The sequence below is a fragment of the Streptomyces sp. NPDC005962 genome (assembly GCF_040629205.1).
Classification (GTDB): Bacteria; Actinomycetota; Actinomycetes; order Streptomycetales; family Streptomycetaceae; genus Streptomyces.
Genome location: NZ_JBEXVE010000047.1, coordinates 1 through 24,858, shown reverse-complemented (window position 1 = coordinate 24,858; position 24,858 = coordinate 1). Strand labels below are relative to the sequence as shown.

The window sequence follows — 24,858 nt, the reverse complement described above, 5'->3', positions numbered from 1 at the left end:
AAAAGAAGGGTGGTTGGCTAGTCCTTTGCCATGCGAAAACCACGCGCCACTTGCCCTCGTAGGACTTGTGGGTGATCTGCTCGAACTCCTTGCCGCTTTCCAGCGACACGCAGGCGGTCAGGTCGTACGTGGGGAACTTGTCACCGACAGTGAGCACGTTTCTCCTTGCAGCTTTCGCGTGGGAGGGACCCTTTGTGGGGGTTTCCCGGGGTTGGACGATCTCCACCCTGGCACATCGCACATTGATCAGTGAAATAGCTAGACTCGGTGAAGTTGATTGGAGGTGGCTATCAGTGGCCGCAACAGCGACACCCGCCGGAAAGCCGCGTCAGCCGAGCTTGTCCCAGCTCAAGGCGTTCGCCGCGGTCGCCGAGCATCTGCACTTCCGGGATGCGGCGGCCGCCATCGGGATGAGCCAGCCCGCCCTTTCGGGCGCCGTCGCGGCCCTGGAGGACACGCTCGGAGTTCAGCTTCTGGAGCGTACGACCCGCAAGGTGCTGCTCAGTCCGGCGGGTGAGCGGCTGGCCGTGCGAGCACGCTCCGTACTCGCGGAGGTCGGTGCGCTGCTGGAGGAGGCCGAGGCGGCGCGGGCGCCGTTCACCGGGGTGCTGCGGCTCGGGGTGATCCCGACGGTGGCCCCGTATCTGCTGCCGACCGTGCTGCGGGTGGTGAACGAGAACTACCCGCGCCTCGACCTCCAGGTCCACGAGGAGCAGACCGGCTCGCTGCTGGACGGGCTCGCCCAGGGGCGGCTCGACCTGCTGCTGCTCGCGGTCCCGCTGGGTGCCCCGGGGGTGGTGGAACTGCCGCTCTTCGACGAGGACTTCGTGCTGGTCACGCCCCGGGACCACTGGCTGGGCGGGCGTACGGACATCCCCCGCGAGGCGCTCAAGGAGCTGGATCTGCTGCTGCTGGACGAGGGCCACTGCCTGCGCGACCAGGCCCTGGACATCTGCCGCGAGGCCGGTCGCACCGAGGGAGCCCCGGTGACCACGACCGCCGCCGGGCTCTCCACGCTGGTGCAACTCGTGGGCGGCGGGCTCGGGGTGACGCTGCTGCCGCGTACCGCGCTGCGGGTCGAGACCGGGCGCAACGGCGAGCTGGCCACCGGTGACTTCGCCGACCCGGCCCCCGCCCGCCGTATCGCCCTGGCCATGCGGGCCGGGGCAGCGCGGGCGGAGGAGTTCGAGGCCCTGGCCGCCACGCTCCGCGAGGCGGTGCGGCCGCTGCCGGTGCGGGTGGCGCGCTGACACGAGGGGCACGCCGACGCGGGACGCACGCGGACGCGCCGCCGCGGCGGGGGTTCCTCCTCCCCGCCGCGACGGCGCGTTCCGGGCCTATCGACGGGGCGGCTACTCCGAACGCAGCCCCTCCGGGCGCATCATGCGCCACAGCGGAGGCAGGCTGGCCAGGGTCACCAGGACGATGACGCCCGCGCCGATGCCGGTCATCATCGCGAGTCCGGCCCAGTCCACGGCCATCTCCTCACCGACCATCTTCAGCAGCAGCGTGCCCAGCGCCAGTCCGCCCGCGACCGACAGCGCGAGACCCAGCACCACCGGGATCGCGGTCTGCCACAGGACGGACCAGCTGAGCGTGGAGCGCCGGGTGCCGAAGGCGACCAGGACCGACAGCAGCCGCTTGCGATCCCGCAGTTGCTCCAGGGTGGTCACGATCATGCTGGCCCCGATGAGCAGCAGCGTCGCGGTGGCGCCGATGTACAGGACATTGCGGATCGTCTGGAAGTCGTCCGACTGCGAGAAGCCGGAGATCTGGATCACGTCCATCGCCGGGTCGATCGTCACGCTGGCGTTGCGCACGTACTCGTTGGCGTCCGGCACCTTCGGGTCCATCCGCATCATCGCCACCGCCTGCGGGTCGGCCAGCTGCGTGATGTCGAAGGCGCCGGGGGTGGCGAAGACGCCGGAGCGGTACGTGCCGGTCGGATCCTTCCTGGGCTTCGCCGTCGTGGCCGAACTGGGGATCGTCCACAGCTTCTGCTTGCCGATCGTGGGCATGCCCTCGTCGTCGAAGCTCAGGTTGACCTGCGCGCCGGGTTTCGCGAAGGGGACTTGAGGGGGCGGCGCGTAGGCCACTTCCCCATCGGCCTCCGCGTCGGCCGGTGGTGCGCCGACGACGAAGACATCGCCGTCCCGGCAGCTCTTCAGGTGCGCCAACTCACGCAGTGCGGGGCAGTCGGCGACGGTGAGGGAGTCGGTCGGGATGTCGGCCGGGTCCTTCGCCTTGCCGCTCGGCTTGGAGATTTGGTCCTGGGTGACCCCGAGCACGCTGCGGACGCCCTTGGTCGCGCCGAGCCGGTCGAAGGCGTCGCGGGCCTGGGCGCCGTTGTCCACCACCATGCCCATCGACAGCTGGGCGCGGTTCGGGTCCTGGTCCGTCTTTTCGGTGCTGTGGGACTGCACGCTCGCGAAGAGCATCTGGAGCGCGATGGCCCCGGCGACCGCCACCGTGATGCCGCTGACCGCGCGCGCCGCGGTGCCGCTGCTGAGCTGGAGCCGCCGGGTGGCGAGCTGCCAGGGCACCGGGCCCTTGCCGAAGCGTTCCACGACGGACTCGACCATCCACGGCAGCAGCGCGGTGGTGCCGATGAGGAGCAGCACGGCACCGGCCGCGGCCTGGTACGCCTGGAAGTCGCCGCCGCCCGAACTGGTCGCCCCGAAGCCGCCCGCGAGCGGGGCCAGCATCCCGACGCCGAGGAGCGGCAGCAGCAGCCGCCACCACAGCCGCCGCCGCTTGGGGGTGGCGTTCCGTACGACGCCCAGTGGTTCGATGGCGATGGCGCGCAGGGCGATGAGCGTGACGGCGACGGCCGAGGCGGGCACGGTCAGCGCGATCGCCAGGGCGAGCGGGAGGGTGGGCGTGATGTCGGAGGTGAAGAAGCTGAGGTTCATCATCGAGGCACCGCCGACGGCCTCCCGCAGCAGCAGGAAGAGCGTGGCGCCGACCGCGAGCCCGAGGACCGAGCCGAAGAGCGATTCGCCCGCGGCGATCCGCCGGGTCATCCGGATGTCGGCGCCGACCAGCCGCAGCGCGGCCAGTCTCCGGTCGCGGCGCTCGCCGCCGAAGCGGGTGGCCGTGGCGATGAAGATGAGCACCGGCAGCAGCAGCACCACACAGCCCATGATGACCAGCAGCACCAGCATGGGGTCCAGCCCGTCGCCGCTGGTGTCCGTGGCACCCCAGGTGTCGAGGTGGTAGCTGGAGGGGACGCTGTCGAACTGCTTCGGGGTGATCCCCGCGTAGTAGCGCAGCTCGGTGGGGCCGGACAGTCCGCTGTCGCCGATCACCCCGGCGACGCGGTACGGGAAGCGGTCCCGGAGCAGCTTGCCCTCGTCGGAGGCGAGCAGCTTCTTCAGCGCGGGGGAGACGTACATCTCCCCGGCGGCCGGAACGCCGCTGACGCCCGGCGGATGGGGCGGACCCTCGCCGTCGGGCGCCATCACCATGCCCGAGATGTCCATGTCGCGGAAGTCGGTGTCCGCTTGGGCGAGGTGGACCGTGCCGGGGCCCGGCTTCGGCTCCTCCCCGAAGCCGAAGGCGGCGATGGCGTTGGCCCGCGCGGTGCGCTCGGCGTCCATGGTGGGGACGCAGGCGGCGAACAGCAGCAGCGTGACGCCGAGGCCGACCCCGACCGCCGTCATGATCGTCCTGGCCCAGCTCTCCCGTCCGCCGCTGATCGCGAACCGCCCGCCCATGGCGAGGTCCGCGGCCCAGCGGGCGATGCCGGGGCGCTGCGGGGGCTCGGGGGCCGGGGCCGGGGGCTGGGGCGGTGCGGTCCTCAGGGTCAGAGTCGCCTGGCCGGTGTGGCCGCCCGGGCCGGTGTGGCCGTCGTCGGGGCCGCTCATCGGGCGCCCGCCATGTCCCGCGCCTTGCCGTCGCGCACGACGACCTCGCGGTCGGAGTACGCGGCGACCCGCGCCTCATGGGTGACCAGGACGACGGCCGTACGGGTCTCCCGGGCCGCCTCGGTCAGCAGCTCCATCACCCGCTCGCCGTTGAGGGAGTCCAGCGCGCCGGTCGGCTCGTCGGCGAAGAGCACTCGCGGCCCGGTGACCAGCGAGCGGGCCACCGCGACGCGCTGCCCCTGGCCGCCGGAGACCTCGCCGGGCCGCTTGGCCGCCACGGCGGCGACCTCCAGCCGCTCCATCCAGAACAGCGACCGGGCCTCGGCCTCCTTGCGCTTGACCCCGTTGAGCCGCAGCGGCAGCGCGACGTTCTCCACACAGGTCAGCTCGGGGACGAGCTGGCCGAACTGGAAGACGAAGCCGAACTCGCCGCGGCGCAGGCCGCTGCGCTCGCTGTCCGACATGGCGGACAGCTCGCGCCCGCCGTAGTGCACCGAGCCGGAGTCCGGCCGGACGATCCCGGCCAGGCAGTGCAGCAGGGTCGACTTGCCGGAGCCGGAGGGGCCCATGACGGCGACGACCTCGCCGGGGTGGATGGAGAATTCCGCGCCGTCCAGCGCGGGTGTGTGGCCGTACGACTTGTGGAGGTCGTCGGCCATCAGCAGGGAGCCCGCCGGAGTCATGAACGCACCGCCTTGGCGAGTGGGTTGAGGCGGGCCGCGGTGAGCTCAAGCCAGCGCAGGTCGGCCTCAAGATGGAAGAGGGCGTGGTCGCAGATGAGTTGGTCGCTGAGGTCGCCGCCGCGCTTGCGCTGGGTCAGCTCGCGCATCAGCCGCAGATGCTCCGCGCGCTGGACGTCGAGCAGATCGGCGGCGTCGCGCCCGGTGAGCAGCGCGAGGACGACCTTGGTGTAGAGGACCGACTGGAGGTAGGGCTCGGGCTTCTCGGGCTGAGCGAGCCAGTGCTCCACATCGGTGATGCCCGCGTCGGTGATCGCGTAGCGCTTGCGCTCCGGACCGCCCGCGTGCTCGACGCCGTCGACCTCGACGAGGCCGTTCTTCAGGAGCCGGGACATGGTCGAGTAGACCTGTCCGTAGTGCAGCGGGCGGTCGTGACCGAACTTGTCGTCGAAGGCGCGCTTGAGGTCGTACCCGTGTCGTGGACCGGACTCCAGAAGTCCGAGCAGCGTGTGGCCGATTGACATGCACGGCACTCTACACCACGCGTATACCTCGTGTGTATAGATGCGGTGTACGGCGCGTCAGTGCAGGTCAGAGCCCTACTGCGGGGTTCGGCCCCCGGATTCGCCGTCGGCGCTGTCATCGGGCCCGTCGCTGCCCGCCGCGCCGCCCGCCGCCCCGTCCGCAGCGCGGGGCGGGCGGCCGCGGCGGGGGATCGGGCGGGCCGTTCCGGGCAGTCGGCCCGCGTCCGACAGCGCCTTCCGCAGCAGGAACTCGATCTGCGCGTTGGCGCTGCGCAGCTCCTCGCCCGCCCACCGGGCGAGGGCGTCGTATACCGCCGGGTCGAGCCGCAGCAGCGTCTGCTTGCGCTGCCGCCGCGGCCCACGGCCTCCCCCGGCGGCGCCTGCAGCGCCTTCTTCGTCTCGGTCTGTCACTGGTAGAGCGTGCCGGTGTTGAGGACGGGCTGCGGGGAGCGGTCCCCGCACAGCACCACCATCAGATTGCTGACCATCGCGGCCTTGCGCTCCTCGTCCAGTTCCACGATCCCCTGCTCGGTGATGCGGGCCAGGGCCGCCTCGACCATGCCCACCGCGCCGTCCACGATCTGCCGCCGGGCGGCGACCACCGCGCCCGCCTGCTGCCGCTGGAGCATCGCGGAGGCGATCTCCGGGGCGTACGCGAGATGGGTGAAGCGCGACTCGATGATGCGGACCCCGGCCGCGTCGACCCGGGCGTGCAGCTCGATCGCGAGCTTCTCGGTGATCTCCTCGGCGTTGCCGCGCAGCGAGAGGCCGTCCTCGTCGTGGGCGTCGTAGGGGTACTCGATGGCGATGTGGCGTACGGCCGCCTCGGTCTGGGTGGCGACGAACTCCAGGAAGTCGTCCACCTCGAACATCGCCTGCGCGGTGTCCTCGACCTTCCAGACCACGACGGCGGCCAGCTCGATCGGGTTGCCGTACGCGTCGTTGACCTTGAGCACCGCGGTCTCGTGGTTGCGCACCCGGGTGGAGATCTTCTCCCGGCTGGTCAGCGGGTTCACCCAGCGCAGTCCGTCGGTGCGGATGGTGCCGCGGTAGCGGCCGAAGAGCTGGACGACCCGGGCCTCGCCCGGCGCGACCATGTTCAGCCCGCCCATGGTGAAGAGCGAGGTGAGGATCACCACGATCCCGGCGACGATCAGCGCGGTGGACCCGGCGCCCTTGTGGTCGGCGGCGACGGCGGCCCCGGCGAGGATCAGCCCGACCCCGGCGACCAGCCCGGCCAGGCCCAGCAGCAGGGCGAGACCGCCGCTGATGTTCTTGGCGGGCCGCTCCCGTATCTGCGGCTCGGGGATGGCCGGTATGTCGGCGGTGGGGGTGGTGTCGGTTGCGGTGGGTGTGTCGGTGTCGGTCACGGGGTCCCCGTTTCTTTTCGAGAGTGCCTAGCAAAGTGATAACACATTTAGGTTCCTGTGCAACCCTCGGCGGCCCTGGGGAGTCAAGTTCCCGTGAGCGACGTGCTCTTTGTCACGTACGGAAAAAGCTTGATCGATGAGTATTTGCCGGTAGTTGCGGTGCTAGCTTCATGAGCTGGGCTGGGGGGCTGATGGACTGGAGCGGCGGGAGAGATGGGTAGAGCGGACGATCGGCGGGCGCGGCAGAAGGGCGCACGCAGAGCCAGGAAGACCGCTAAGCAGGGGGGCATACGGCGGTTCTTCACCTGGAAGATGGTGTTGGCCTACTTCGTCGGGCTGGGTGCCCTGGGGGTCGGGGCGTTCTTCATCGCGTACTTCTTGGTGAAGGTCCCGCCCGCCAACGCCGCGGCGACGGCGGAAGCCAACATCTACAAGTACAGCGACGGCGCGATCATGGCGAAGGAGGGCTCGGTCAACCGCGAGTCGGTGCCGCTCTCCAAGATCCCCAAGAAGGTGCAGCACACCTTCGTCGCCGCGGAGAACAAGGACTTCTACACCGACTCCGGTGTGTCCTTCTCCGGCACCGCGCGCGGTCTGATCAACACCGCCCTCGGCCGGGGCAAGCAGGGTGGCTCGACCATCACCCAGCAGTTCGTCAAGAACTACTACCTGAGCCAGGAGCAGACGGTCAGCCGTAAGCTCAAGGAGCTGGTGATCTCCCTCAAGGTGGACCAGGACCAGTCCAAGGACTACATCCTCCAGGGCTACATCAACACCAGCTACTACGGCCGTGGCGCCTACGGCATCCAGGCCGCCGCCCGCGCGTACTACAACAAGGACGCCGACAAGCTGACGGTCCAGCAGGGCGCCTATCTCGCGGCACTGCTCCAGGCCCCCAGTCAGTACGACTATTCAACGGCGGGCCCCAACGGCAAGAAGCTGGTCGTCGCCCGCTGGAACTACATCCTCAACAACATGGTCGAGATGGACTGGCTGCCCAAGAGCGAGCGCGACGGGCTGAAGTTCGAAAAGCCCATCGCGCCCCGCCCCATTCCCGGGCTCGACGGCCAGACCGGCTATGTGATCGAGGCGGCCAAGAAGGAGCTGTACAAGGAGGGCGTGAGCGAGAACGAGCTGGAGGCCGGCGGCTGGACGGTCACCCTCAACATCAACAAGAAGAAGCAGACGGCGCTGGAGAAGGCGGTCCGCACCGAGCTGACCGACAAGCTGGACCCGAAGAAGCGCCAGGCGGACAAGGACGCCCAGGTCGGCGCGGTCTCGGTGGACCCCAAGACCGGTGGCATCGTGGCGATGTACGGCGGCGCGGGCTACACGGAGCACTACACCAACAACGCCACCCGCGCGGATTACCAGCCCGCCTCCACCTTCAAGCCGCTCATCCTGGCCTCGGCCTACGAGAACGGATCGACGACCCAGAGCGGTACGCCGATCACCGCGAGCACGCTCTACGACGGCACCAGCAGGCGGGCCGTCAAGGGCAGCGTCACCGCCTTCGCGCCGCCGAACGAGGACAACAAGTCCTACGGCTCGATCAACGTCCAGAAGGCGATGAACAAGTCCGTCAACTCCGTCTTCGCGCAGATGGCGGTGGACGTGGGCCTGGACAAGGTCAAGAGCACCGCCATGGACCTCGGCATGACCGGCCAGGTGAGCAACGGCTTCGACGTGCGCCCCGCGATGTCGCTGGGCGTGATGGGCGCCAGCCCCAAGGAGATGGCCGGGGTCTACGCGACCCTCGACAACCACGGCAAGAAGGTCACCCCGGCGTTCGTGAAGTCGGCCCAGAAGGGCGAGGACCAGCAGGCCGACCTGCCGGACCCGACCAACGGCCAGGCGATCAGCCGTGGCGCGGCCGACTCCGTCACCCAGGTGCTGACCGGTGTGGTCGACGACGGCACCGGCCAGGCCGTGCGCACCAAGGGCCAGGAGATGGCGGGCAAGACCGGTACCTCGGACGACAACAAGTCGGCCTGGTTCACCGGCTACACGCCCGACCTGGTCACCTCGGTCGGCATGTTCGGCGAGGCGAAGGGCGGCAAGCAGGTCACGCTCAAGGGCGTGGCCGGCGGCGGCCGGGTCAACGGTGGTGACTTCCCGGCCAAGATCTGGGGCTCGTACATGGGCAGCACCCTGAACGGCTCGTCGACCACGAAGTTCGACCTGGACACCGAGCTGGAAAACAACGCGCCGCCCCCGCCGACGACGGACACGGAGCCGCCGGCGACCACGTCCGCGCCCCCGACCACGTCCGCGCCCCCGACCGCGAGCAAGAGCCCGACCGCGGACGACACGCCCACCGCGCCGACCACGCCCGCGACCCCGACGACGCCCCCGTCCACGCCCGTGACCCCGCCGACCCTGAACCCGACGACCCTGAACCCGCCGGGCAATGAGGACGGCGGCGGCCAGGGCGACGGGCAAACCGGAGGCTGACCGTTCCGACCGGCTGACGAAAGCGGCCGCCCGGCACCTTGGGTGCCGGGCGGCCGCTTCCGTACTTTCCGGGCCGGGCGGCTCAGGACGGCATGGCCAGTTCGAACCAGACGACCTTGCCCGTGGACAGCCGGGTCGCGCCCCACCGGCGCGCCATCCGGTTGACCAGGTACAGCCCGCGCCCGCCCTCGTCGGAGGGGCGCGCCTGGCGCAGCCGGGGCAGCTGCGGTACGTCGTCGCCGACCTCGCAGCGCAGCACGTCGGTGCGCAGCAGCCGCAGGGTGATGGGCCGCTCCGCGTACCGCACGGCGTTGGTGACCACCTCGCTGACCAGCAGTTCCACCGCGTCCGTCAGATCCTCCAGGTCCCAGCGGGCCAGCGCCCGGCGGGCCAGGCGGCGGGCCTGACCGGCGGTCTGGGCCTTCGGGTCGAGGAACCAGTACGCGACGTCGCTGGGCGCGATGCCCTCGAAGCGGGCCGCCAGGAGCGCCACGTCGTCGTCGCGGTCGCCGGGGCCGAGCATGTCCAGCACCTCGTCGCACAGCGGCTCCAGCGGCGGCGGGTTGGGGCCGGTGAGCCGGGCGGTGGCGGTGAGCCGCTCGCGCAGCTGCTCGATCCCGGTCCACACGTCGCGCACCCGCGACTCGACCAGGCCGTCGGTGTAGAGCATGAGGGTGGCCCCGGCGGGCGCGTCCAGCTCGACGGCCTCGAAGTCGACCCCGCCGACCCCGATCGGCGCCCCCGGCGGCACCCGCAGCACCTCGGCGCGGCCGCCGCGGTGCAGCAGCAGGGGCGGCGGATGGCCCGCGTTGGCGACCACGATGCGGTGCGCGACCGGGTCGTAGACCGCGTACAGGCAGGTGGCCATGCGGTCGGTGCCGAGCCGCTGGGCCTGCTCGTCGAGGTGGTGCAGCACCTCCTGCGGCGGCAGGTCGAGCCCGGCCAGGGTCTGCGCGGTGGTGCGCAGCTGGCCCATGATCGCGGCCGAGGTCATGGAGTGGCCCATGACGTCGCCGACGACCAGCGCGACCCGGTTGCCGGGCAGCGGGATCGCGTCGTACCAGTCGCCGCCGACCCGTGCGGTCTCGGCCGCGGGCAGATAGCGGCTGGCCAGCCGGACGCCGGTGGGCTGCGGCAGCGAGTCGGGCAGCATGGTGCGCTGCAGCTCGTCCGCGATGTAGACCTCGCGCCCGTACAGCACCGCCTTGTCCACGCCGAGCGCGGTGTGGGTGGCCAGCTGGGCGGCGACCAGCAGATCGTCCGGCTCGAACGGCGGCCGGTCCGGGCGGCGTACGAAGACGGCCGCGCCGATCACCCGGCGGCGGCCGCGCAGCGGGGCCAGCACGGTGCGCTGACCGGTCGCCACCGTCGGTCCTTCGCCGAGGAGTTCGGGCAGGGCGGCGCGGGCGGCCTGTGAGTCGCCGAACACCGGCCGCACCCCGCGCAGCACCTCGGCCAGCGGACCGCCCGCCTCCACCTCGCACAGCTCGGCGGCGGGGCCGCCGCCCACGGCGGGCGCCAGATCGGACTGCGAGGACATCAGCGGCAGCCGTCCGCTCTCGGTGTCCGCGTCCGTCGGGATGCGGTCGGTGCGGCGCAGCCGCAGCACCACCGGGCCGACCGGGCGCTCGTCGCCGACCGGCAGCGGGTCGCGCAGATAGACCAGGATCGCGTCGGCGAACGTGGGCACGGTGGCCCGGCACAGGCCGAGCACGATCTCGTCGAGGTCGATGCCGCGCGCGATGCGCCGCGTCGCCGCCCCGACGAACCGCAGCCGGTCCCCGCTGCGGTCCCGCATGGCGGCGGTGCCGTCGGCGCCAAGCGCGTTCGAGGGCGGTACGGCGGGCATCCCGCCCTCGGGGGTGGTGTACCCCACCTGACTGGCGGCCGCGACCTCACCCGCCGAGGTGGCCGAGCCCGCCGACGTCGCCGAGCCGCCCGGCGTGGCCGCGTCCGGCCGCGTGGGGGCCGGGTGTTCGCCCGCCGTGGTGCTGGGGGCGTCGTCCCGGGCCCCGGGTCGGCGCGCCGCGCTTCTGGCGGCATTGCGGTCCGCGTCCCACACAGGTTCGCCCTCCGGTGTGCCGTGCTCCGGCTGCTCGCTCTCCGCCGCCGTGGTCCGGCGCCGCGTCCCTCCACCGGCGCGCTTCGCCTCTCCGTCGCCGCGTGGCGTTCCCCCGCCGCCGCGTGGCGCGGCCTTGTCCCGGCCGCGGCGCGCGGGCCGTGGCCGGGCGTCCCCGTCGGCCGGGGCTCCGTCCGGGTCCGGGGCCGGGGCGTCGCCGGAGCCCGGGGCGGCCGCCGGGCCGTCCGCGGGGAAGGCGGGACGCGGCCGGCCGCCGCCCGGCTCCTGGCCGGGGGCGGCCGTCTGCCGCACGGCGGTCCGCGGGTCCGGGACCGCGCCGTGCGCGTCCTCGGGCGCGCCCGAGGCGGCGGCGGGGCCGGCGGCCTGTCGCCTGTTGTGGGAGGTGGGGTGCTCCGTCACGCGTGGGTTTCCATCCGTCCGGGGCCGTGCGCCCCCGTCTCGTCGGGGGCGCACCGAGTGTCAGGCACGTCGTCGGCAGTTCAGATAGAGCTGGATCTCGGGTGGTACGTCCGTGCTGGCCGGGGCGTACGCATGCGAGTCCTCCCCGGCGATCTCGAAGCCCGCATCGCGTACGACCTGCCGAAGTTCGTCCCGCAGATAACCGGATACCCGGACCGAGTTGCCGAGGAACGGGATGGCGAAGTCGTCGACGTCCGCCTCGACCATGGCCAGTCCCAGCAGCCCGCCGGGTCTCAGCGCGGCGTGCAGGGCGCGCAGGGCGTACGGGATCTCCGGGCGGGGCAGCAGCAGCAGCGAGAAGTAGGCGGCGACGCCGTCGAAGGGGCCGAGCTCCCGGGAACCCCCGGGGCCGTACCGGCCGCCCACCCTCAGGTCGACGATGTCCACCTGCTGGAAGTCGGCGTCCGGCACATTGTCCCGGGCCAGCTTCAGCATCCCGGGGGAGATGTCGATGCCGGTCACCCGGTGTCCGGCGGCGGTCAGCTGACGGGCCGTGGGAAGCCCCGTACCGCAGCCGACGTCGAGTACGCGGGACCCGGGCGGCAGCGTGTCGGCCAGCCATTGACCGGCCGCGACCTGGCCATCCTTGCGCGGGAAGGCGTCGTCGTAACGGTCGCCTATCGCGTCGAACGCCTCCGCCTGACCGCTGCGGTCGAGTGCCAGGCGGTCGAAGTCCTCGTAGCCCGCATAGCCGTCGCCGTAGTCGTCCTCACCGCTCACGACTCCCGCCCCTCCTGTGACATTGCGTCAGATCGTGCGCATCGTCCGTGAGTTGCGCCTATGTCTTGTTTCCCGCATGTGCAGTGTTCCGGACGACGATCCTACGTTTGAAACACGGGGACACAGCAAGAGGTTCAGGACCTCGAGTGCGCCGACGTACGCCCCCTGTCGATACGGTGCCAGTCCGCCGGGAGGACGGGGACCGTCCACGACGGGTCCGGACGCCACTCCTCCCACCCCTCCCGGAACGGCGCGTCCCAGGATTCGATGAGCCGCACGGCGGCCCGGCCCGCCGCCCGTACCCGCTCGGCCTGCTCACCGTCCATCAGACCGGCCCGCTGCGCCTGCGCGAACTCGTCCTCGTCCTTCCATTCCCAGCTGTGGTCCGGGTAGACCGCGATGTCCAGGAAGTGGTCCTCCGAGTCCACGCCGCGGCCCCAGCGTGCCAGCGGCTCCTCCAGGTTCACGTACCAGTTCTTGAACTGCCAGCCCTGATCCCAGAACAGCCACACCGACCAGGGCTCTCCGGGCCGGGCGAGCTTGAGCACCCCGGTGCCGAACCACTGGGACAGCGCGGTGGTGCGCGGCTTGGTGTAGCGCGTGGACAGCGGCTCGCGGTGCACCTGCGTACCGTCGGCGAGCTGCGGCTTGACGCATGCCGTACCGGGTGCCAGCCAGACGGCCAGCAGCTCCGGGGTGTCCCGGACGACGGTCACCGGACGGCAGATGTGGATGGCGTCGGAGGCGTTGGCGCGATAACGCCAGAGGATGTGATCCCCTGGCGCCCATCCGGCGCCGCCCGCCATGTCCGTCGTCTCCACGATGTCCGCTGTCATGAGCAGATCTTAGGTGCGACCGGGCCGCCGTGCCGTGACCTATGCCGCACGCACAGTACAACAGGGGCTTACGGATGCGTCATCCGCAGCACGTCCAGCGCCTCGTCCAACTGCTCCCGGGTCAGCAGCCCGCGCTCCACATAGCCCGACTCCAGCACCACCTCGCGGATGGTCTTCCGCTCGGCGAGGGACTTCTTGGCGACCTTCGCCGCCTCCTCGTAGCCGAGGTAGCGGTTGAGCGGGGTGACCACCGACGGCGAGGACTCCGCGTACTCCCGGGCGCGCTCCGCGTCGGCGGTGATCCCGTCGATGGTGCGGTCCGCCAGCAGCCGGGAAGCACTGGTCAGCAGCCGGATCGACTCCAGCAGATTCTTGGCGATCACCGGGAGCATCACGTTCAGCTCGAAGTTCCCGGCGGCCCCGGCCGTGGCGACGGTCGTGTCGTTGCCGGTGACCTGGGCCGCGACCATCAGAACCGCCTCGGGGATCACCGGGTTGACCTTCCCCGGCATGATCGACGAACCGGGCTGCAGATCCGGCAGCGCGATCTCGGCGAGGCCGGTGCGCGGACCGGACGCCATCCAGCGCAGATCGTTGGAGATCTTGGTCAGGCCGACCGCGATGGTCCGCAGCTGACCGGACGTCTCCACCAGCCCGTCCCGCGCGCCCTGCGCCTCGAAGTGGTTCCGGGCCTCGGCCAGTGGCAGCCCGGTGGCCCGCGCCAGCTCGGCGATGACGGCGGCCGGGAAGCCGGGCGGGGTGTTGATACCGGTGCCCACGGCGGTGCCGCCCAGCGGCAGCTCGGCCAGCCGGGGGAGGGAGGCGCGCAGCCGCTCCACCCCGTACCGCACCTGTGCCGCGTAGCCGCCGAACTCCTGGCCCAGCGTCACCGGAGTGGCGTCCATCAGATGGGTCCGCCCGGCCTTGACCACCTCGGCGAATTCGGCCTCCTTGCGCTCCAGCGCCTCGGCCAGGTGGTCCAGCGCCGGGATGAGGTCGGCGGTGACGGCCGCGGTGGCGGCGACGTGGATGGAGGACGGGAAGACGTCGTTGGAGGACTGGCTGGCGTTCACATGGTCGTTGGGGTGCACCGGGCGGCCCAGCCGCTCGGTCGCGAGCGTGGCCAGCACCTCGTTGGTGTTCATGTTGGACGAGGTGCCGGAGCCGGTCTGGAACACGTCCACCGGGAAGTGGTCGTCCCAGCGGCCCTCGGCGACCTCCGCGGCCGCCTCCGCGATGGCCGCCGCCATGTCCTCCTCCACCACGCCCAGCTCGGCGTTGGCCCGGGCCGCCGCGGCCTTGATCCGGGCCAGCGCCTCGATGTGCGCCCGCTCCAGGCGCTGCCCGCTGACGGGGAAGTTCTCCACCGCGCGCTGGGTCTGCGCCCGCCACTTGGCGTGGGCGGGCACCCGCACCTCACCCATGGAGTCGTGCTCGGTCCGGTAGTTCTCGCCGGTCATGTCTTCTGGCATGTCGTCTGTCATGGGGACACCTCCGTGCAGAACAGCGTTGCCCTGCCACGCCATCTTCCCGCGCCGTCCGGGGCGGACCGGTGAGGTGGGTCACCGTACGGCCTCCGGGGCGCGCGGAGCCTCCACCTCACCGGTGCGCTTGAGCTTCTGCCAGGGCAGCAGGGCGCCGGTGGCCGCCGTCACGCACGAATGCAGCAGCACCAGATACATCAACTGGCGGTAGACGATCTGCTGGAGCGGCAGGACGGCCAGCGCCCGGTACCGCTCGCGGTCCAGCCGGAAGGCGTACGCCGCCCCCAGCAGCTGCACCAGCAGCAGCGCGCACCACGCCGCGAGGGAGCGCACCGGGTCGACGAAGATCATCCCGTACAGCGTGAACAGGTCGATCAGCGGCGCGAACAGCGGCGTGACGATCTGGAAGAGCACCACCAGCGGCATCCCCACCCGGCCGAACCGCCCCGAGGGCCCCCGGTCGATCAGCGAGCGCCGGTGCTTCCACAGCGCCTGCATGGTGCCGTAGCTCCAGCGGTAGCGCTGCTTCCACAGCTGGCCCAGGGTGCCCGGCGCCTCGGTCCAGGCGCGCGCGTGCTCCTGGTACACCACCCGCCAGCCCGCCCGGTGCAGCGCGATGGTGATGTCGGTGTCCTCGGCCAGGGTGTCGGCGCTCATGCCCCCGGCGTCCAGCAGCGCGCGGTGGCGGAACGCGCCGATCGCACCCGGGATGGTCGGCATGCAGCGCAGCAGGTCGTACATCCGCCGGTCGAGGTTGAAGCCCATCACGTACTCGATGTGCTGCCAGGCGCCGATCAGCCTGCGCCGGTTGCCGACCTTGGCGTTGCCCGCGACCGCGCCGACCCGGGCGTCGGCGAAGGGACGGACCAGCTCATGGATGGTGGTGGGCTCGAAGACGGTGTCGCCGTCCATCATCACGATCAGCTCGTGGCGGGCGCTCGCGATGCCGTTGTTGAGCGCGGCGGGCTTGCCCGCGTTCGGCTGGCGCAGCACCCGCACGTTGGGCAGCCCCATCGCTGCCACGATGTCCGCGGTGCCGTCGGTCGAGCCGTCGTCCACCACCAGGATCTCGATGGGGTGGGTGGAGGCGGACAGGGAGTTCAGGGTGTGGGCGATGCACTCCTTCTCGTTGTACGCGGGCACGACGACGCTCACCGGATCGTTCACCTCCTGCACCAGGGTGTAGCGGCGCCGGTACCGGGAGCGGTGGTGCCACCAGGCCAGCCCCAGCATCAGCAGCAGCCGCCCGAACACCGCGAAGCCGACGACGCCCAGCATCCCGACGAGCACCGGCAGCGCGTACTGGGTGGCCAGCGCGGCCCAGATCAGCGTCCGGCCCTCCCACACCCGGACGGCCGGGGCCGGGTGGTTGGCGCTCTTGGCGTCGAGCGCGCCGGTGATGGTGGTGAAGGAGTAGCCGCGCGCCGCCATCCGGTTGATGTAGTGCTCCAGCGCCTTCACGGTCCGCGCGCGGTTGCCGCCCGCGTCGTGGAACAGCACGGACGCGCCCTTCGTGCCGCGCGGGGTGGCGTTCTGGACGATCTCCTTGACCGGAGGCCGCCGCCAGTCCTCGCTGTCGGTGTCCACGAACGCGCTGACGTAGCCCTCGGCGCCCACATGCCGCTGGACCGGCCAGGTGCGGTCGTCCAGCGCGGAGACCTCCGACGCGTACGGCGCCCGGAACAGCGAACTGGTGACGCCCGCGGCGCCCGCCAGCGCCAGCTGCGACTGGGCCAGTTCGCGGTTCATCCGCCGCTTGTCCTGGTAGGACAGGTCGACATGGGAGAAGGTGTGCACGCCGATCTCATGTCCGGCGGCCACCATCCGGCGCACCAGCCCCGGATGCCGGACCACCATCTGGCCCAGCACGAAGAACGTCCCCGGTACGCGGTGCTTGCGCAGCACGGCGAGGATCTCCGGGGTCCAGCGCGGGTCCGGGCCGTCGTCGAAGGTCAGCGCGATGGTCTTGGCGGGGATGGAGTGCTCGGTCGCCTTTCCCCGCCGGTCGAAGGTGAGGACCGGTCCGCCGCGGCGCAGCCGTTCGGGGACGCTGCGGTACGAGTGCGCGGCGTGCACCCGGGCGTCGTTGCCGATCTCGGCGTACAGATAGCCGTCCAGCAGCAGGGCGCAGACCAGCGCGAGCAGCGTGGCCAGCGCGAAGGCCATCCGGGTGCGGGTACGCACCTTGAGGCGCCCCCGGAGGCGGTGCGGCTCGCGTGTTCTCTCGCCGGGCTTCTTGCCGGGCTTTTTGCCGGGGGCCGGGAGTCTGCGGCCGCGTGGCCGCGGCAGCTTCAGCGGTCTGCCGCCGCTCATGACACCCCGCCACCGAACGGCGTGAGGGACTGCCAGTTGATCCCGGCGGGCGTGGCCGGACCCCACACCGGGGGCTCGGGCTCGTTCACCGGGGGCTTGGCCTGGCCCTTGCCGGGGTTCTGGGGGCGGTCGGGGCCCGGCTCGGCGGGCTTCGCGGGATGGGCGGCCGGGGGCTTCCGCGCCGGATCGGGCGCCGGGTCCACCGGCTTCCGCGGCGGCTTGTGGGGCGCCGGGCGCGACGTATGCGACGAGGCGGGCTTGTGGGGCCGCGGGTGATGCGGCGCGTGGCCGGGCCGGTGGGCCGTGGACCGCTGGTGCCGCGGGGCGTGGTGCGCGGCCTGGTGCGCGGCCGGGCGGCGGCCCGGGCGCGCGGCGTGCTCGCCGCGCGCGGACCGCTTACCGCGCGCCGAGGGTGCGCGGCGCGTCCGGGGCGGGGCGGGACGGGCGAGTGCGGTGGGCTTCCGGGCGCCCGCGTGGTGCGCGTCCGCGGGGAAGTACGGACGGGGGCGGTCCGGGTCGCCGTCCGGGCGGTAGTACCCATGGTCTTCCGACGGGTACTCATGCGCGTCGGAACGTCCCCCCGGGTGTCCCTCCGGGGCGCCCTTCGGCTCCCGGCCGAACGCCTCGGTGGTGACGGGGTGGCCCGGGATCAGCGTCTCGGGAGCGATGGCCGTACCGCCCGCGAATCCCATCCCGAGGACCGCCGAATAGCCGAAGCAGACGGCCCCCGCGAGCGCGCCCGCGTGCCGTACCAGTCGGCCGCGGCGCCCGGAGAGGTCCACGAACACGGGCCCTTTCCCGGCCACGTCGGAGCGGACGGGACGCGAGGACGCACGCTCGGCCACCTCTGACTGAGGATCATCCATGCGTCAGAGGCTAGTGCAGAAAATACGACATACAACCTATGTGTCAAACATGCGGTGTGTCATAGTTCGTTACTTTTGATCGGATGTGCGAGGTTGAACGGAGAGACCGGACCGGGGCCGACCCCCGGCCCTCACATCCCCTCACCCCTTCACACCGGAGCGGAAGGAAGAGCGCGTGCGATTGAGGGCCAGCCCCCGCATGAGCGGAATCGCCATGGCCGGAGCCGTGCTCTGCGCCACCGTCGCCGTCTGGGCGGGCAGCGAGCAGTCGTCCGAGGCGCCCCACGCGGCCTCGCACGCCGCCCCCCGCCCCGCGCCGCCCCCCGCCGACTTCATGCCGTACGTCAGCGCCTGGGCCGGATCGCGCTACGACATGCCCGCCGCGGCGGCGCGCGGCATCAAGGAATTCACCCTGGGCTTCGTCGTATCGGGTGACGGCTCGGGTGACAGCTCAGGCGATGGCTGCGCCCCGGCGTGGGACAGCGGCATCCCTTTCGACGACGCGGCGCTGACGGCCCGTATCGAGGCCACCCGGCGGGCGGGCGGTGACGTACGGATCTCCTTCGGCGGCGCCGACGGCGCGGAGCTGGCGACGGCCTGCGAGGACGTCTCGCAACTGGCCGCCGCGTACACCGAGGTGATCGAGCGTTACGGGATCATCCGGGCCGACTTCGACATCGAGGGCGACGCCCTGGCCGACCCCGCCGCCACCGCCCGCCGGGCCCAGGCCATCGCCCTGGTCCAGCGCACCCACGAGGGGCTGAACGTCTCCTTCACGCTGCCCGCCATGCCGGACGGGCTGACGCCAGACGCCCTCGCCCAGCTCACCGCGGCCCGCCAGCAGGGCGTCACCGTCTCCTCGGTCAACGTCATGGCCATGAACTACAGCGGCGACCACACGGGCGACATGGGCCGCTACGCCATCCAGGCGGCCACCGCCGCCCACGAGAAGGTCCGACGGGTGCTCGGGCTGTCCGACGCCGCCGCGTGGAAGACCCTCGCCGTGACGCCGATGATCGGGGTCAACGACGTGACCGGCGAGGTCTTCACACTGGAGGACGCGGCCGGACTCGCCCGCTTCGCGGCCCGCAAGGGCATCGGGCGGCTGTCGATGTGGTCGGCGGAACGGGACCGTCCGTGCGCCGCCGAGGGTGCGAGCACCGGCGGCGCCGCGGCCCCCGAGAACCCCGCCGCCACCGCCCCGAGCACCTCCTGCAGCGGAGTCCCCCAGCGCCCGGGCGCCTTCGAGGCAACGCTGTCCGGCTGACAGCCGACGGCCCCGGCCGACCCGTTCGCAACGGGTGGCCGGGGCCGTCGGTCTGCGTATGGGTCAGGCGCCGGGGCGCACCGGGATGCTGCTCACGAACGGCTGGGCCGGGCCCGGGTCCGTGAAGAAGTCGTTCCCCTTGTCGTCCACCACGATGAACGCCGGGAAGTTCTCGACCTCGATCCTCCAGACCGCCTCCATGCCCAGCTCCTCGTACTCCAGGACCTCGACCTTCTTGATGCAGTCCTGCGCCAGCCGCGCCGCCGGGCCGCCGATCGAGCCCAGGTAGAAGCCGCCGTGCGCGTCGCACGCGTCGGTGACCTGCTTCGAGCGGTTGCCCTTGGCCAGCATGACCTTCGAGCCACCGGCCGCCTGGAACTGCTCGACGTACGCGTCCATCCGGCCCGCCGTGGTCGGGCCGAACGAGCCGGAGGCGTACCCCTCGGGGGTCTTGGCCGGGCCCGCGTAGTAGACCGGGTGGTTCTTCAGGTACTCCGGCATCTCCTCGCCCGCGTCCAGCCGCTCCTTGATCTTCGCGTGGGCGATGTCACGGGCGACGACCAGCGTGCCGGTCAGCGAGAGCCGGGTCTTGACCGGGTGGTTGGTCAGCTCGGCCAGGACCTCGTCCATGGGCCGGTTGAGGTCGATGGCGACCGCGTCCAGGTCCGGGCCCGCGTCCTTGGTCAGCTCCTCGTCGGTGGTGTCCGGGAGGAAGCGCGCCGGGTCGGTCTCCAGCTGCTCCAGGAAGACGCCCGCCGGCGTGATCTTCGCGAGCGCCTGGCGGTCGGCCGAGCAGGAGACGGCGATCGCGACCGGGCAGGACGCGCCGTGCCGCGGCAGCCGGACGACGCGTACGTCGTGGCAGAAGTACTTGCCGCCGAACTGCGCGCCGATCCCGATCTTCTGCGTCAGCTCGAAGACCTTCTCCTCCAGCTCCTTGTCGCGGAAGCCGTGACCGGTCGGGGAGCCTTCGGCGGGCAGCTCGTCCAGGTAGTGCGCGGAGGCGTACTTCGCGGTCTTCAGCGCGTACTCGGCGCTGGTGCCGCCGACCACGATCGCCAGGTGGTACGGCGGGCAGGCGGAGGTGCCCAGGGAGCGGATCTTCTCCTCCAGGAACTTCATCATCGATGCCTCGTTCAGCACCGCCTTCGTCTCCTGGTAGAGGAAGGACTTGTTCGCCGAGCCGCCGCCCTTGGCCATGAAGAGGAACTTGTAGGCGCCCCCGTCGGTCGCGTACAGCTCGATCTGCGCGGGCAGGTTGGAGCCGGTGTTCTTCTCGTCCCACATGGTCAGCGGGGCCATCTGGGAGTAGCGCAGGTTGAGCTTGGTGTACGCGTCGTAGACGCCGCGCGACAGGGCCTCCTCGTCGCCGCCCGAGGTGAGCACGTTCTGGCCGCGCTTGCCCATGACGATGGCGGTGCCGGTGTCCTGGCACATCGGCAGCACCCCGGCCGCCGCGATGTTGGCGTTCTTCAGCAGGTCCAGCGCCACGAAGCGGTCGTTCGCGCTGGCCTCGGGGTCGTCGAGGATGCGGCGCAGCTGGGTGAGGTGATCGGGGCGCAGGTAGTGCGAAATGTCGTGCATCGCCTCGGCCGCGAGCTTGCGCAGCGCCTCCGGCTCCACCTTGAGGAAGGTGCGCCCGTCGGCCTCGAAGGTGCTCACGCCCTCGGAGGTCACCAGACGGTACGGAGTGCTGTCCTCTCCCAGAGGCAGCAGGTCCGAATAGGCAAACTCTGGCATCGCGGCCATTCCTTACTCGACGGGGGGCTACGGCTGACTTCGTCGACAGCGCGTGCATAAGCGTAGAACGGGGCGGGGGAGACGGGGCTTGTGAGGTAAGGCTCAGTAGAGCCCGCCGCATATCGAGCCGCCGCACACCACTAGTCGCGATCTATCGCGACTGGGTAGTCTGACGCGTGTGGATGAGCAGCAGCCGGTGTCCTTGACCAAATCGTCCCCTTCTGCCGCCCCGGCGCCCGTCGCGGCGCCTGTCGCGGCGCCCGCCCCGGCGCCCGTCGCCGAGGCGGAGATCCGTGCGTCCGACGCGGACCGCGACCGGATCGCGGACATCCTGCGGGAGGCCCTCGCCGAGGGGCGGCTCGAACCCGAGGAACACGCCGAGCGGATCGACGCGGTCTACCGCGCCAAGACCCTCGGCGAGCTGGAGCCCCTGGTCCGGGACGTGCCCGCGGGTACGTCCCCTGCCGCGGCGGGCTTGGCCTCCGGTGCGGCCTCCGGCCCCGGGGCCGGACCCGAGAACCTGATCGCGGTGTTCGGCGGCGCCGCGCGCAAGGGCCGCTGGCGGCCCCGGAGCCGTACGCACGCCTTCGCGGTCTTCGGTGGCGTCGATATCGACCTCACCGAGGCGGTCTTCGAGCAGCGGGAGATCGTCATCCAGGCCTGGGCGGTGTTCGGCGGCGTGGAGATCAAGGTTCCGGAGAATGTCTCGCTGCACGGTTCGGGCTCCGGCGTATTCGGCGGCGTGGACATCGCGGAACACGAGGCTCCGGACCCCGACGCGCCGGTGATCCGGGTCAGCGGATTCGCGCTCTTCGGCGGGATCGACGCCAAGCCGAAGCGCGGGAAACGTGTGAAGAACCTGAGGTCATAAGGGCTGAAGAGCCGTTGTGCATACGGAATTTCCGGCTGGGGCAACCGTGTGCATAAGCGTGCGCACAGCGGGTAAGGCTTGGTGCATCGTCTCTTGCACGGCTGATGGGGGTGCACAGGGGGCCGTATGGCGGGAGACGGGCAAGGGTGAACACCGGAGCCGTCGTCAGGAGTAGACCGTGCTGCAACCGCATCAGCCCCTGCTGGACGCCGCCGTGCCCCCGCAGCGCATCCCCGCTCGGGAACAGGCCGGCCCCTGGCACTCGGAGGCGGTGTGCCGCCGGGACGAGGCCGGGCTGTTCTTCGCTCCGTCCAAGGAGCCCACGGCCGCCAGGCTGTCGCGGGAAGAGGCCGCCAAGCGCGTCTGTGCGCGCTGCCCGGTCATGGTCGAGTGCCGGGAGCACGCGCTGCTCCAGCCCGAGCCGTACGGGGTGTGGGGCGGGCTGACCGCGGCCGAGCGCCGGGTGGTGCTGGCGCGCCGTCGGCGTCGAGAGGCGGAGTTGCAGCGCGCCGTGCGCGTCGCCGCCGCCGGGTGAATTCTTCGCGTCACGGGCCGGGCCCCGCCATACGGCGGAGTCCGGCCCGTGACGTACGTCACGCCTTGTTCCCGGGAGGCGCTAGCGCGGGCGCTCGAAGTCGACCGAGGCGTAGGCGCGCAGCTTGGACAGCCGGTGGGTGGAGTCGATCTGCCGGATCGTCCCGGACTTCGACCGCATGACCAGCGACTGGGTGGTGGCGGTATCCGCGCTGTACCGCACCCCGCGCAGCAGATCGCCGTCGGTGATGCCGGTGGCGACGAAGAACACGTTGTCGCCGCTGACCAGGTCGTCGGTCTGGAGCACCTGGTCGAGGTCGTGGCCCGCGTCGATGGCGCGCTGCCGCTCCTCGTCGTCCTTCGGCCACAGCTTGGTCTGGATGGTGCCGCCGAGGCACTTGATCGCGCAGGCGGTGATGATGCCCTCCGGTGTGCCGCCGACGCCCAGCAGCAGATCCGCGCCGGTGCCCTCGCGCACCGCCATGATCGCACCGGCCACGTCGCCGTCGGAGATGAACTTGATCCGGGCGCCCGCCTCCCGGATCTCCTTGACGAGGCCCTTGTGGCGGGGACGGTCCAGGACCACCACGGTGACGTTCTCGGGGGTGGACTTCTTCGCCTTGGCGATCCGCCGGATGTTCACCCCGGGCGGCGCCGTGATGTCGACGAACTCGGCGGCCTCGGGGCCGGTGACCAGCTTGTCCATGTAGAAGACGGCCGACGGGTCGAACATGGTGCCCCGCTCGGCGACGGCGAGCACGGAGACGGCGTTGGCCATGCCCTTGGCGGTCAGCGTGGTGCCGTCCACCGGGTCCACGGCCACATCGCACTCCGGGCCGGTTCCGTCGCCGACGCGCTCTCCGTTGTAGAGCATCGGGGCTTCGTCCTTCTCGCCCTCGCCGATGACCACGACGCCGTTCATCGAGACGGTGTGGACCAGGGAGCGCATGGCTTTCACGGCGGCGCCGTCCGCGCCGTTCTTGTCGCCACGGCCCACCCAGCGGCCGGACGCCATGGCGCCCGCCTCGGTGACCCTGACCAGCTCAAGGGCGAGGTTGCGGTCGGGAGCCGCGGGACTGACCTCGAGCTGGGACGGGAGATGGTGCTCGGTCATCGGAGCGCACCTTTCTGTACGGCGACGAACCGGAAAGTGAGGGTGCTCATGACCTTATCCGTTCATTGCGAAAGTGAGCAGTGGACCCCACGCATGAGCGCGACGCCGTTGCGGCGGTTGCGGCCCTGTTGCCGGGCGCCGGGAGGCGATGAGGGACGATAGGGGGCGTGGCAGGTATGCGTGGCAAAGAGACGGTGCGGGACATGGTCCTGTCGCTGACGGTGATTGGCGTCGTCGCGGCGGCCATCTACGTCTTCGGCATTCCGCATGACGACAGTGACAAGGGCAAGGGCGTCCAGACGGTCGACTACCGGGTGGAGGTGGACACCGCCCGGCGCGCGGCGCCGTACCCGGTCGCCGCCCCCGAGAAGAGCAGCCTGCCCAAGGGGTGGCGCGCGACCTCGGTGACGTACCAGCCCCAAACCACCGCGGACAAGGGTGCGGCCTGGCATCTGGGCTTCCTCGACCAGAACGAGGAGTACATCGCGGTCGAGCAGAGCGACGGCAGGCCGGTCCCCTTCATCGAGGACGTCACCCAGCAGGCGCGGGAGACGAAGGCCAAGCAGAAGATCGACGGCCATGAGTGGGTCCGCTACGAGGGCGACAAGTACGACGCCCTGGTGCGCCGCGAACCGGGTGTGACCACGGTGGTCACCGGTACCGCGTCGTACGGGCAGCTGGCGAAGATGGCTGCCGCGCTGAAGGCCGAGAAGGCCGAGAAGACTGAAAAGGGCTGACGGAACAGCGCCGCGCCCCGTCGGCACCTGTGATGCCGAAGGGGTGCGGAGGTATGAACCCGGTGGTCACACGGTCGTGACGACCTGGTCGTAGTCCAGGCGCGGGCTGCGCGGCTTCGAGGCGTCCTCGCCCGGCTTGCCGATGTTGATGACCATCAGCGGGGTGTGGTTGTCGTCCAGGAACTCCTTCTGGACCCCGGACGGGTCGTAACCGGTCATCGGGCCGGCCGCCAGACCGGCGGCGCGGACGCCCACGATGAAGTAACCGGCCTGCAGCGAGGCGTTGAGCGCGGCGGCCTGCTCACGGGTGCCGCGCTCGCTGAAGAAGACGTCCTTGATCTGCGGGGCGTGCGGGAAGAGCGCGGGCAGCTCCTCGTGGAACTCGTTGTCCGCGGCGAGGATCGCCACCAGCGGCGCGGAGGCCGTCTTGGGCTGGTTGCCCTCGGCCATGTGAGGAACCAGACGCTCACGCGCCTCGGCGGAACGGACCAGGACAATGCGCAGCGGCGACTGGTTGAAGGCCGTGGGGGCGTACTTCACCAGGTCGTAGATGGCCTGCACCTGCTCCTCGGAGACCGGCTCGTCGGTGAAGGTGTTGGCGGTGTGGGCCTCACGGAAGAGCAGATCCTGGGCGGCCGGGTCGAGTGCGAGCGTCATGGTAAACCTCCTGGTCACGGTGGTGATATCGATGTGCGCTGATTCCACTGTACGAGGTTTAGGTTAATGTTCAACTAAAATCGGGCCGGGGTGCGCCGAATCACAGCCACCGGTCGCGCCCCGGGCAGTAGCCGGGCGAGCTTGCGCCCCGGCGCCGGAGGCGGAGCTGCCCCACCCCCAGCCCCTCCGGCGTTTGAGGAGCGGGGTCCAGAACGGAAGAGCACACGACTTAACAACAGTCACATAGTTGGTGCTCTCGGAATCCGTCTAGTGCTTGTAAAAGGGA

General features: G+C 71.2%; 20 protein-coding genes and 1 pseudogene. 6 read left to right on the top strand and 15 right to left on the bottom strand.

Translation table 11 applies throughout. The annotated features are described in order from the left end of the window. Positions 1–22: 22 nt before the first annotated feature. A pseudogene (locus ABZ370_RS42220) lies at positions 23–157 on the bottom strand (peroxiredoxin); the annotation flags it as partial. A gap of 136 nt (positions 158–293) precedes the next feature. On the opposite strand from ABZ370_RS42220, the gene ABZ370_RS42215 reads away from it, so the two are divergent. Continuing rightward, positions 294–1,250, top strand: a complete 957-nt coding sequence (locus tag ABZ370_RS42215) for a LysR substrate-binding domain-containing protein (protein WP_358633306.1) — start codon at positions 294–296, stop codon at positions 1,248–1,250. Positions 1,251–1,352: 102 nt separating this feature from the next. Here the strand turns inward: ABZ370_RS42215 and ABZ370_RS42210 are convergent, their stop codons facing one another. The 5 genes from ABZ370_RS42210 to ABZ370_RS42190 form a co-directional block, all read right to left on the bottom strand. Further along, positions 1,353–3,866 carry an FtsX-like permease family protein gene (locus ABZ370_RS42210; RefSeq protein ID WP_358633303.1) on the bottom strand — a complete coding sequence of 838 codons (2,514 nt, stop codon included), beginning with the start codon at positions 3,864–3,866 and terminating at the stop codon, positions 1,353–1,355. Further along, entirely contained in the window at positions 3,863–4,549 is a 687-nt protein-coding gene (locus ABZ370_RS42205) for an ABC transporter ATP-binding protein (protein WP_358633300.1), read from the bottom strand. The genes ABZ370_RS42210 and ABZ370_RS42205 overlap by 4 nt, the downstream gene beginning before the upstream one ends. After that, positions 4,546–5,070 carry a PadR family transcriptional regulator gene (locus ABZ370_RS42200; RefSeq protein ID WP_358633297.1) on the bottom strand — a complete coding sequence of 175 codons (525 nt, stop codon included), beginning with the start codon at positions 5,068–5,070 and terminating at the stop codon, positions 4,546–4,548. Before ABZ370_RS42200 ends, ABZ370_RS42205 begins: the two co-directional genes overlap by 4 nt. Before the next feature lie 75 nt (positions 5,071–5,145). Further along, positions 5,146–5,481: a hypothetical protein gene (locus ABZ370_RS42195; RefSeq protein ID WP_358633294.1), complete on the bottom strand. Its 336-nt coding sequence runs from the start codon at positions 5,479–5,481 to the stop codon at positions 5,146–5,148. Next, a complete protein-coding gene (locus ABZ370_RS42190) occupies positions 5,478–6,440 on the bottom strand; it encodes an SPFH domain-containing protein (protein ID WP_358633291.1) in 963 nt (320 codons plus the stop codon). The genes ABZ370_RS42195 and ABZ370_RS42190 overlap by 4 nt, the downstream gene beginning before the upstream one ends. A gap of 213 nt (positions 6,441–6,653) precedes the next feature. On the opposite strand from ABZ370_RS42190, the gene ABZ370_RS42185 reads away from it, so the two are divergent. After that, entirely contained in the window at positions 6,654–8,894 is a 2,241-nt protein-coding gene (locus tag ABZ370_RS42185; protein ID WP_358633289.1) for a transglycosylase domain-containing protein, read from the top strand. A gap of 82 nt (positions 8,895–8,976) precedes the next feature. Here the strand turns inward: ABZ370_RS42185 and ABZ370_RS42180 are convergent, their stop codons facing one another. From ABZ370_RS42180 to ABZ370_RS42155, 6 genes are all read right to left on the bottom strand, one after another. After that, entirely contained in the window at positions 8,977–11,373 is a 2,397-nt protein-coding gene (locus ABZ370_RS42180; RefSeq protein ID WP_358633286.1) for a SpoIIE family protein phosphatase, read from the bottom strand. Between the two features lie 60 nt (positions 11,374–11,433). After that, entirely contained in the window at positions 11,434–12,153 is a 720-nt protein-coding gene (locus ABZ370_RS42175; RefSeq protein WP_358633283.1) for a class I SAM-dependent methyltransferase, read from the bottom strand. Between the two features lie 134 nt (positions 12,154–12,287). Beyond that, the gene (locus tag ABZ370_RS42170; RefSeq protein ID WP_358633280.1) at positions 12,288–12,989 is read right to left on the bottom strand and encodes a DUF402 domain-containing protein; all 702 of its coding nucleotides are present in this window, start codon (positions 12,987–12,989) and stop codon (positions 12,288–12,290) included. Between the two features lie 68 nt (positions 12,990–13,057). Next, positions 13,058–14,473, bottom strand: a complete 1,416-nt coding sequence (locus ABZ370_RS42165) for a class II fumarate hydratase (RefSeq protein ID WP_358633278.1) — start codon at positions 14,471–14,473, stop codon at positions 13,058–13,060. A gap of 78 nt (positions 14,474–14,551) precedes the next feature. Further along, positions 14,552–16,786, bottom strand: a complete 2,235-nt coding sequence (locus ABZ370_RS42160) for a bifunctional polysaccharide deacetylase/glycosyltransferase family 2 protein (protein ID WP_358633275.1) — start codon at positions 16,784–16,786, stop codon at positions 14,552–14,554. Beyond that, positions 16,783–17,652, bottom strand: coding sequence for a hypothetical protein (locus ABZ370_RS42155; protein WP_358633272.1), 870 nt, complete (start codon positions 17,650–17,652; stop codon positions 16,783–16,785). Before ABZ370_RS42155 ends, ABZ370_RS42160 begins: the two co-directional genes overlap by 4 nt. 199 nt (positions 17,653–17,851) lie before the next feature. Here ABZ370_RS42155 and ABZ370_RS42150 point away from each other — a divergent pair, with 199 nt between their 5' ends. Next, a complete protein-coding gene (locus ABZ370_RS42150; protein WP_358633269.1) occupies positions 17,852–18,919 on the top strand; it encodes a chitinase in 1,068 nt (355 codons plus the stop codon). 63 nt (positions 18,920–18,982) lie between these two features. On the opposite strand, the gene ABZ370_RS42145 is transcribed toward ABZ370_RS42150, so the two are convergent. Beyond that, positions 18,983–20,659, bottom strand: a complete 1,677-nt coding sequence (locus ABZ370_RS42145; protein WP_358633266.1) for a fumarate hydratase — start codon at positions 20,657–20,659, stop codon at positions 18,983–18,985. 178 nt (positions 20,660–20,837) lie between these two features. Here ABZ370_RS42145 and ABZ370_RS42140 point away from each other — a divergent pair, with 178 nt between their 5' ends. Both ABZ370_RS42140 and ABZ370_RS42135 read left to right on the top strand, forming a co-directional pair. Continuing rightward, positions 20,838–21,530 (top strand): DUF1707 domain-containing protein, encoded by a 693-nt coding sequence (locus ABZ370_RS42140; RefSeq protein WP_358633263.1) that lies wholly within the window; start codon positions 20,838–20,840, stop codon positions 21,528–21,530. A 178-nt stretch (positions 21,531–21,708) separates the two neighbouring features. Then, complete coding sequence (locus ABZ370_RS42135) at positions 21,709–22,065, top strand: WhiB family transcriptional regulator (RefSeq protein WP_055548186.1); 357 nt, start codon at positions 21,709–21,711, stop codon at positions 22,063–22,065. Positions 22,066–22,146: 81 nt separating this feature from the next. On the opposite strand, the gene glpX is transcribed toward ABZ370_RS42135, so the two are convergent. Next, the gene (gene glpX / locus ABZ370_RS42130) at positions 22,147–23,178 is read right to left on the bottom strand and encodes a class II fructose-bisphosphatase (protein ID WP_358633259.1); all 1,032 of its coding nucleotides are present in this window, start codon (positions 23,176–23,178) and stop codon (positions 22,147–22,149) included. A 176-nt stretch (positions 23,179–23,354) separates the two neighbouring features. Between glpX and ABZ370_RS42125 the strand changes: the two genes are divergently transcribed. After that, positions 23,355–23,915: a DUF4245 domain-containing protein gene (locus ABZ370_RS42125; protein ID WP_358633406.1), complete on the top strand. Its 561-nt coding sequence runs from the start codon at positions 23,355–23,357 to the stop codon at positions 23,913–23,915. A gap of 66 nt (positions 23,916–23,981) precedes the next feature. Here ABZ370_RS42125 and ABZ370_RS42120 read toward each other — a convergent pair whose 3' ends face one another. Next, the gene (locus ABZ370_RS42120; protein WP_358633256.1) at positions 23,982–24,572 is read right to left on the bottom strand and encodes a malonic semialdehyde reductase; all 591 of its coding nucleotides are present in this window, start codon (positions 24,570–24,572) and stop codon (positions 23,982–23,984) included. Between the last annotated feature and the right edge of the window lie 286 nt (positions 24,573–24,858).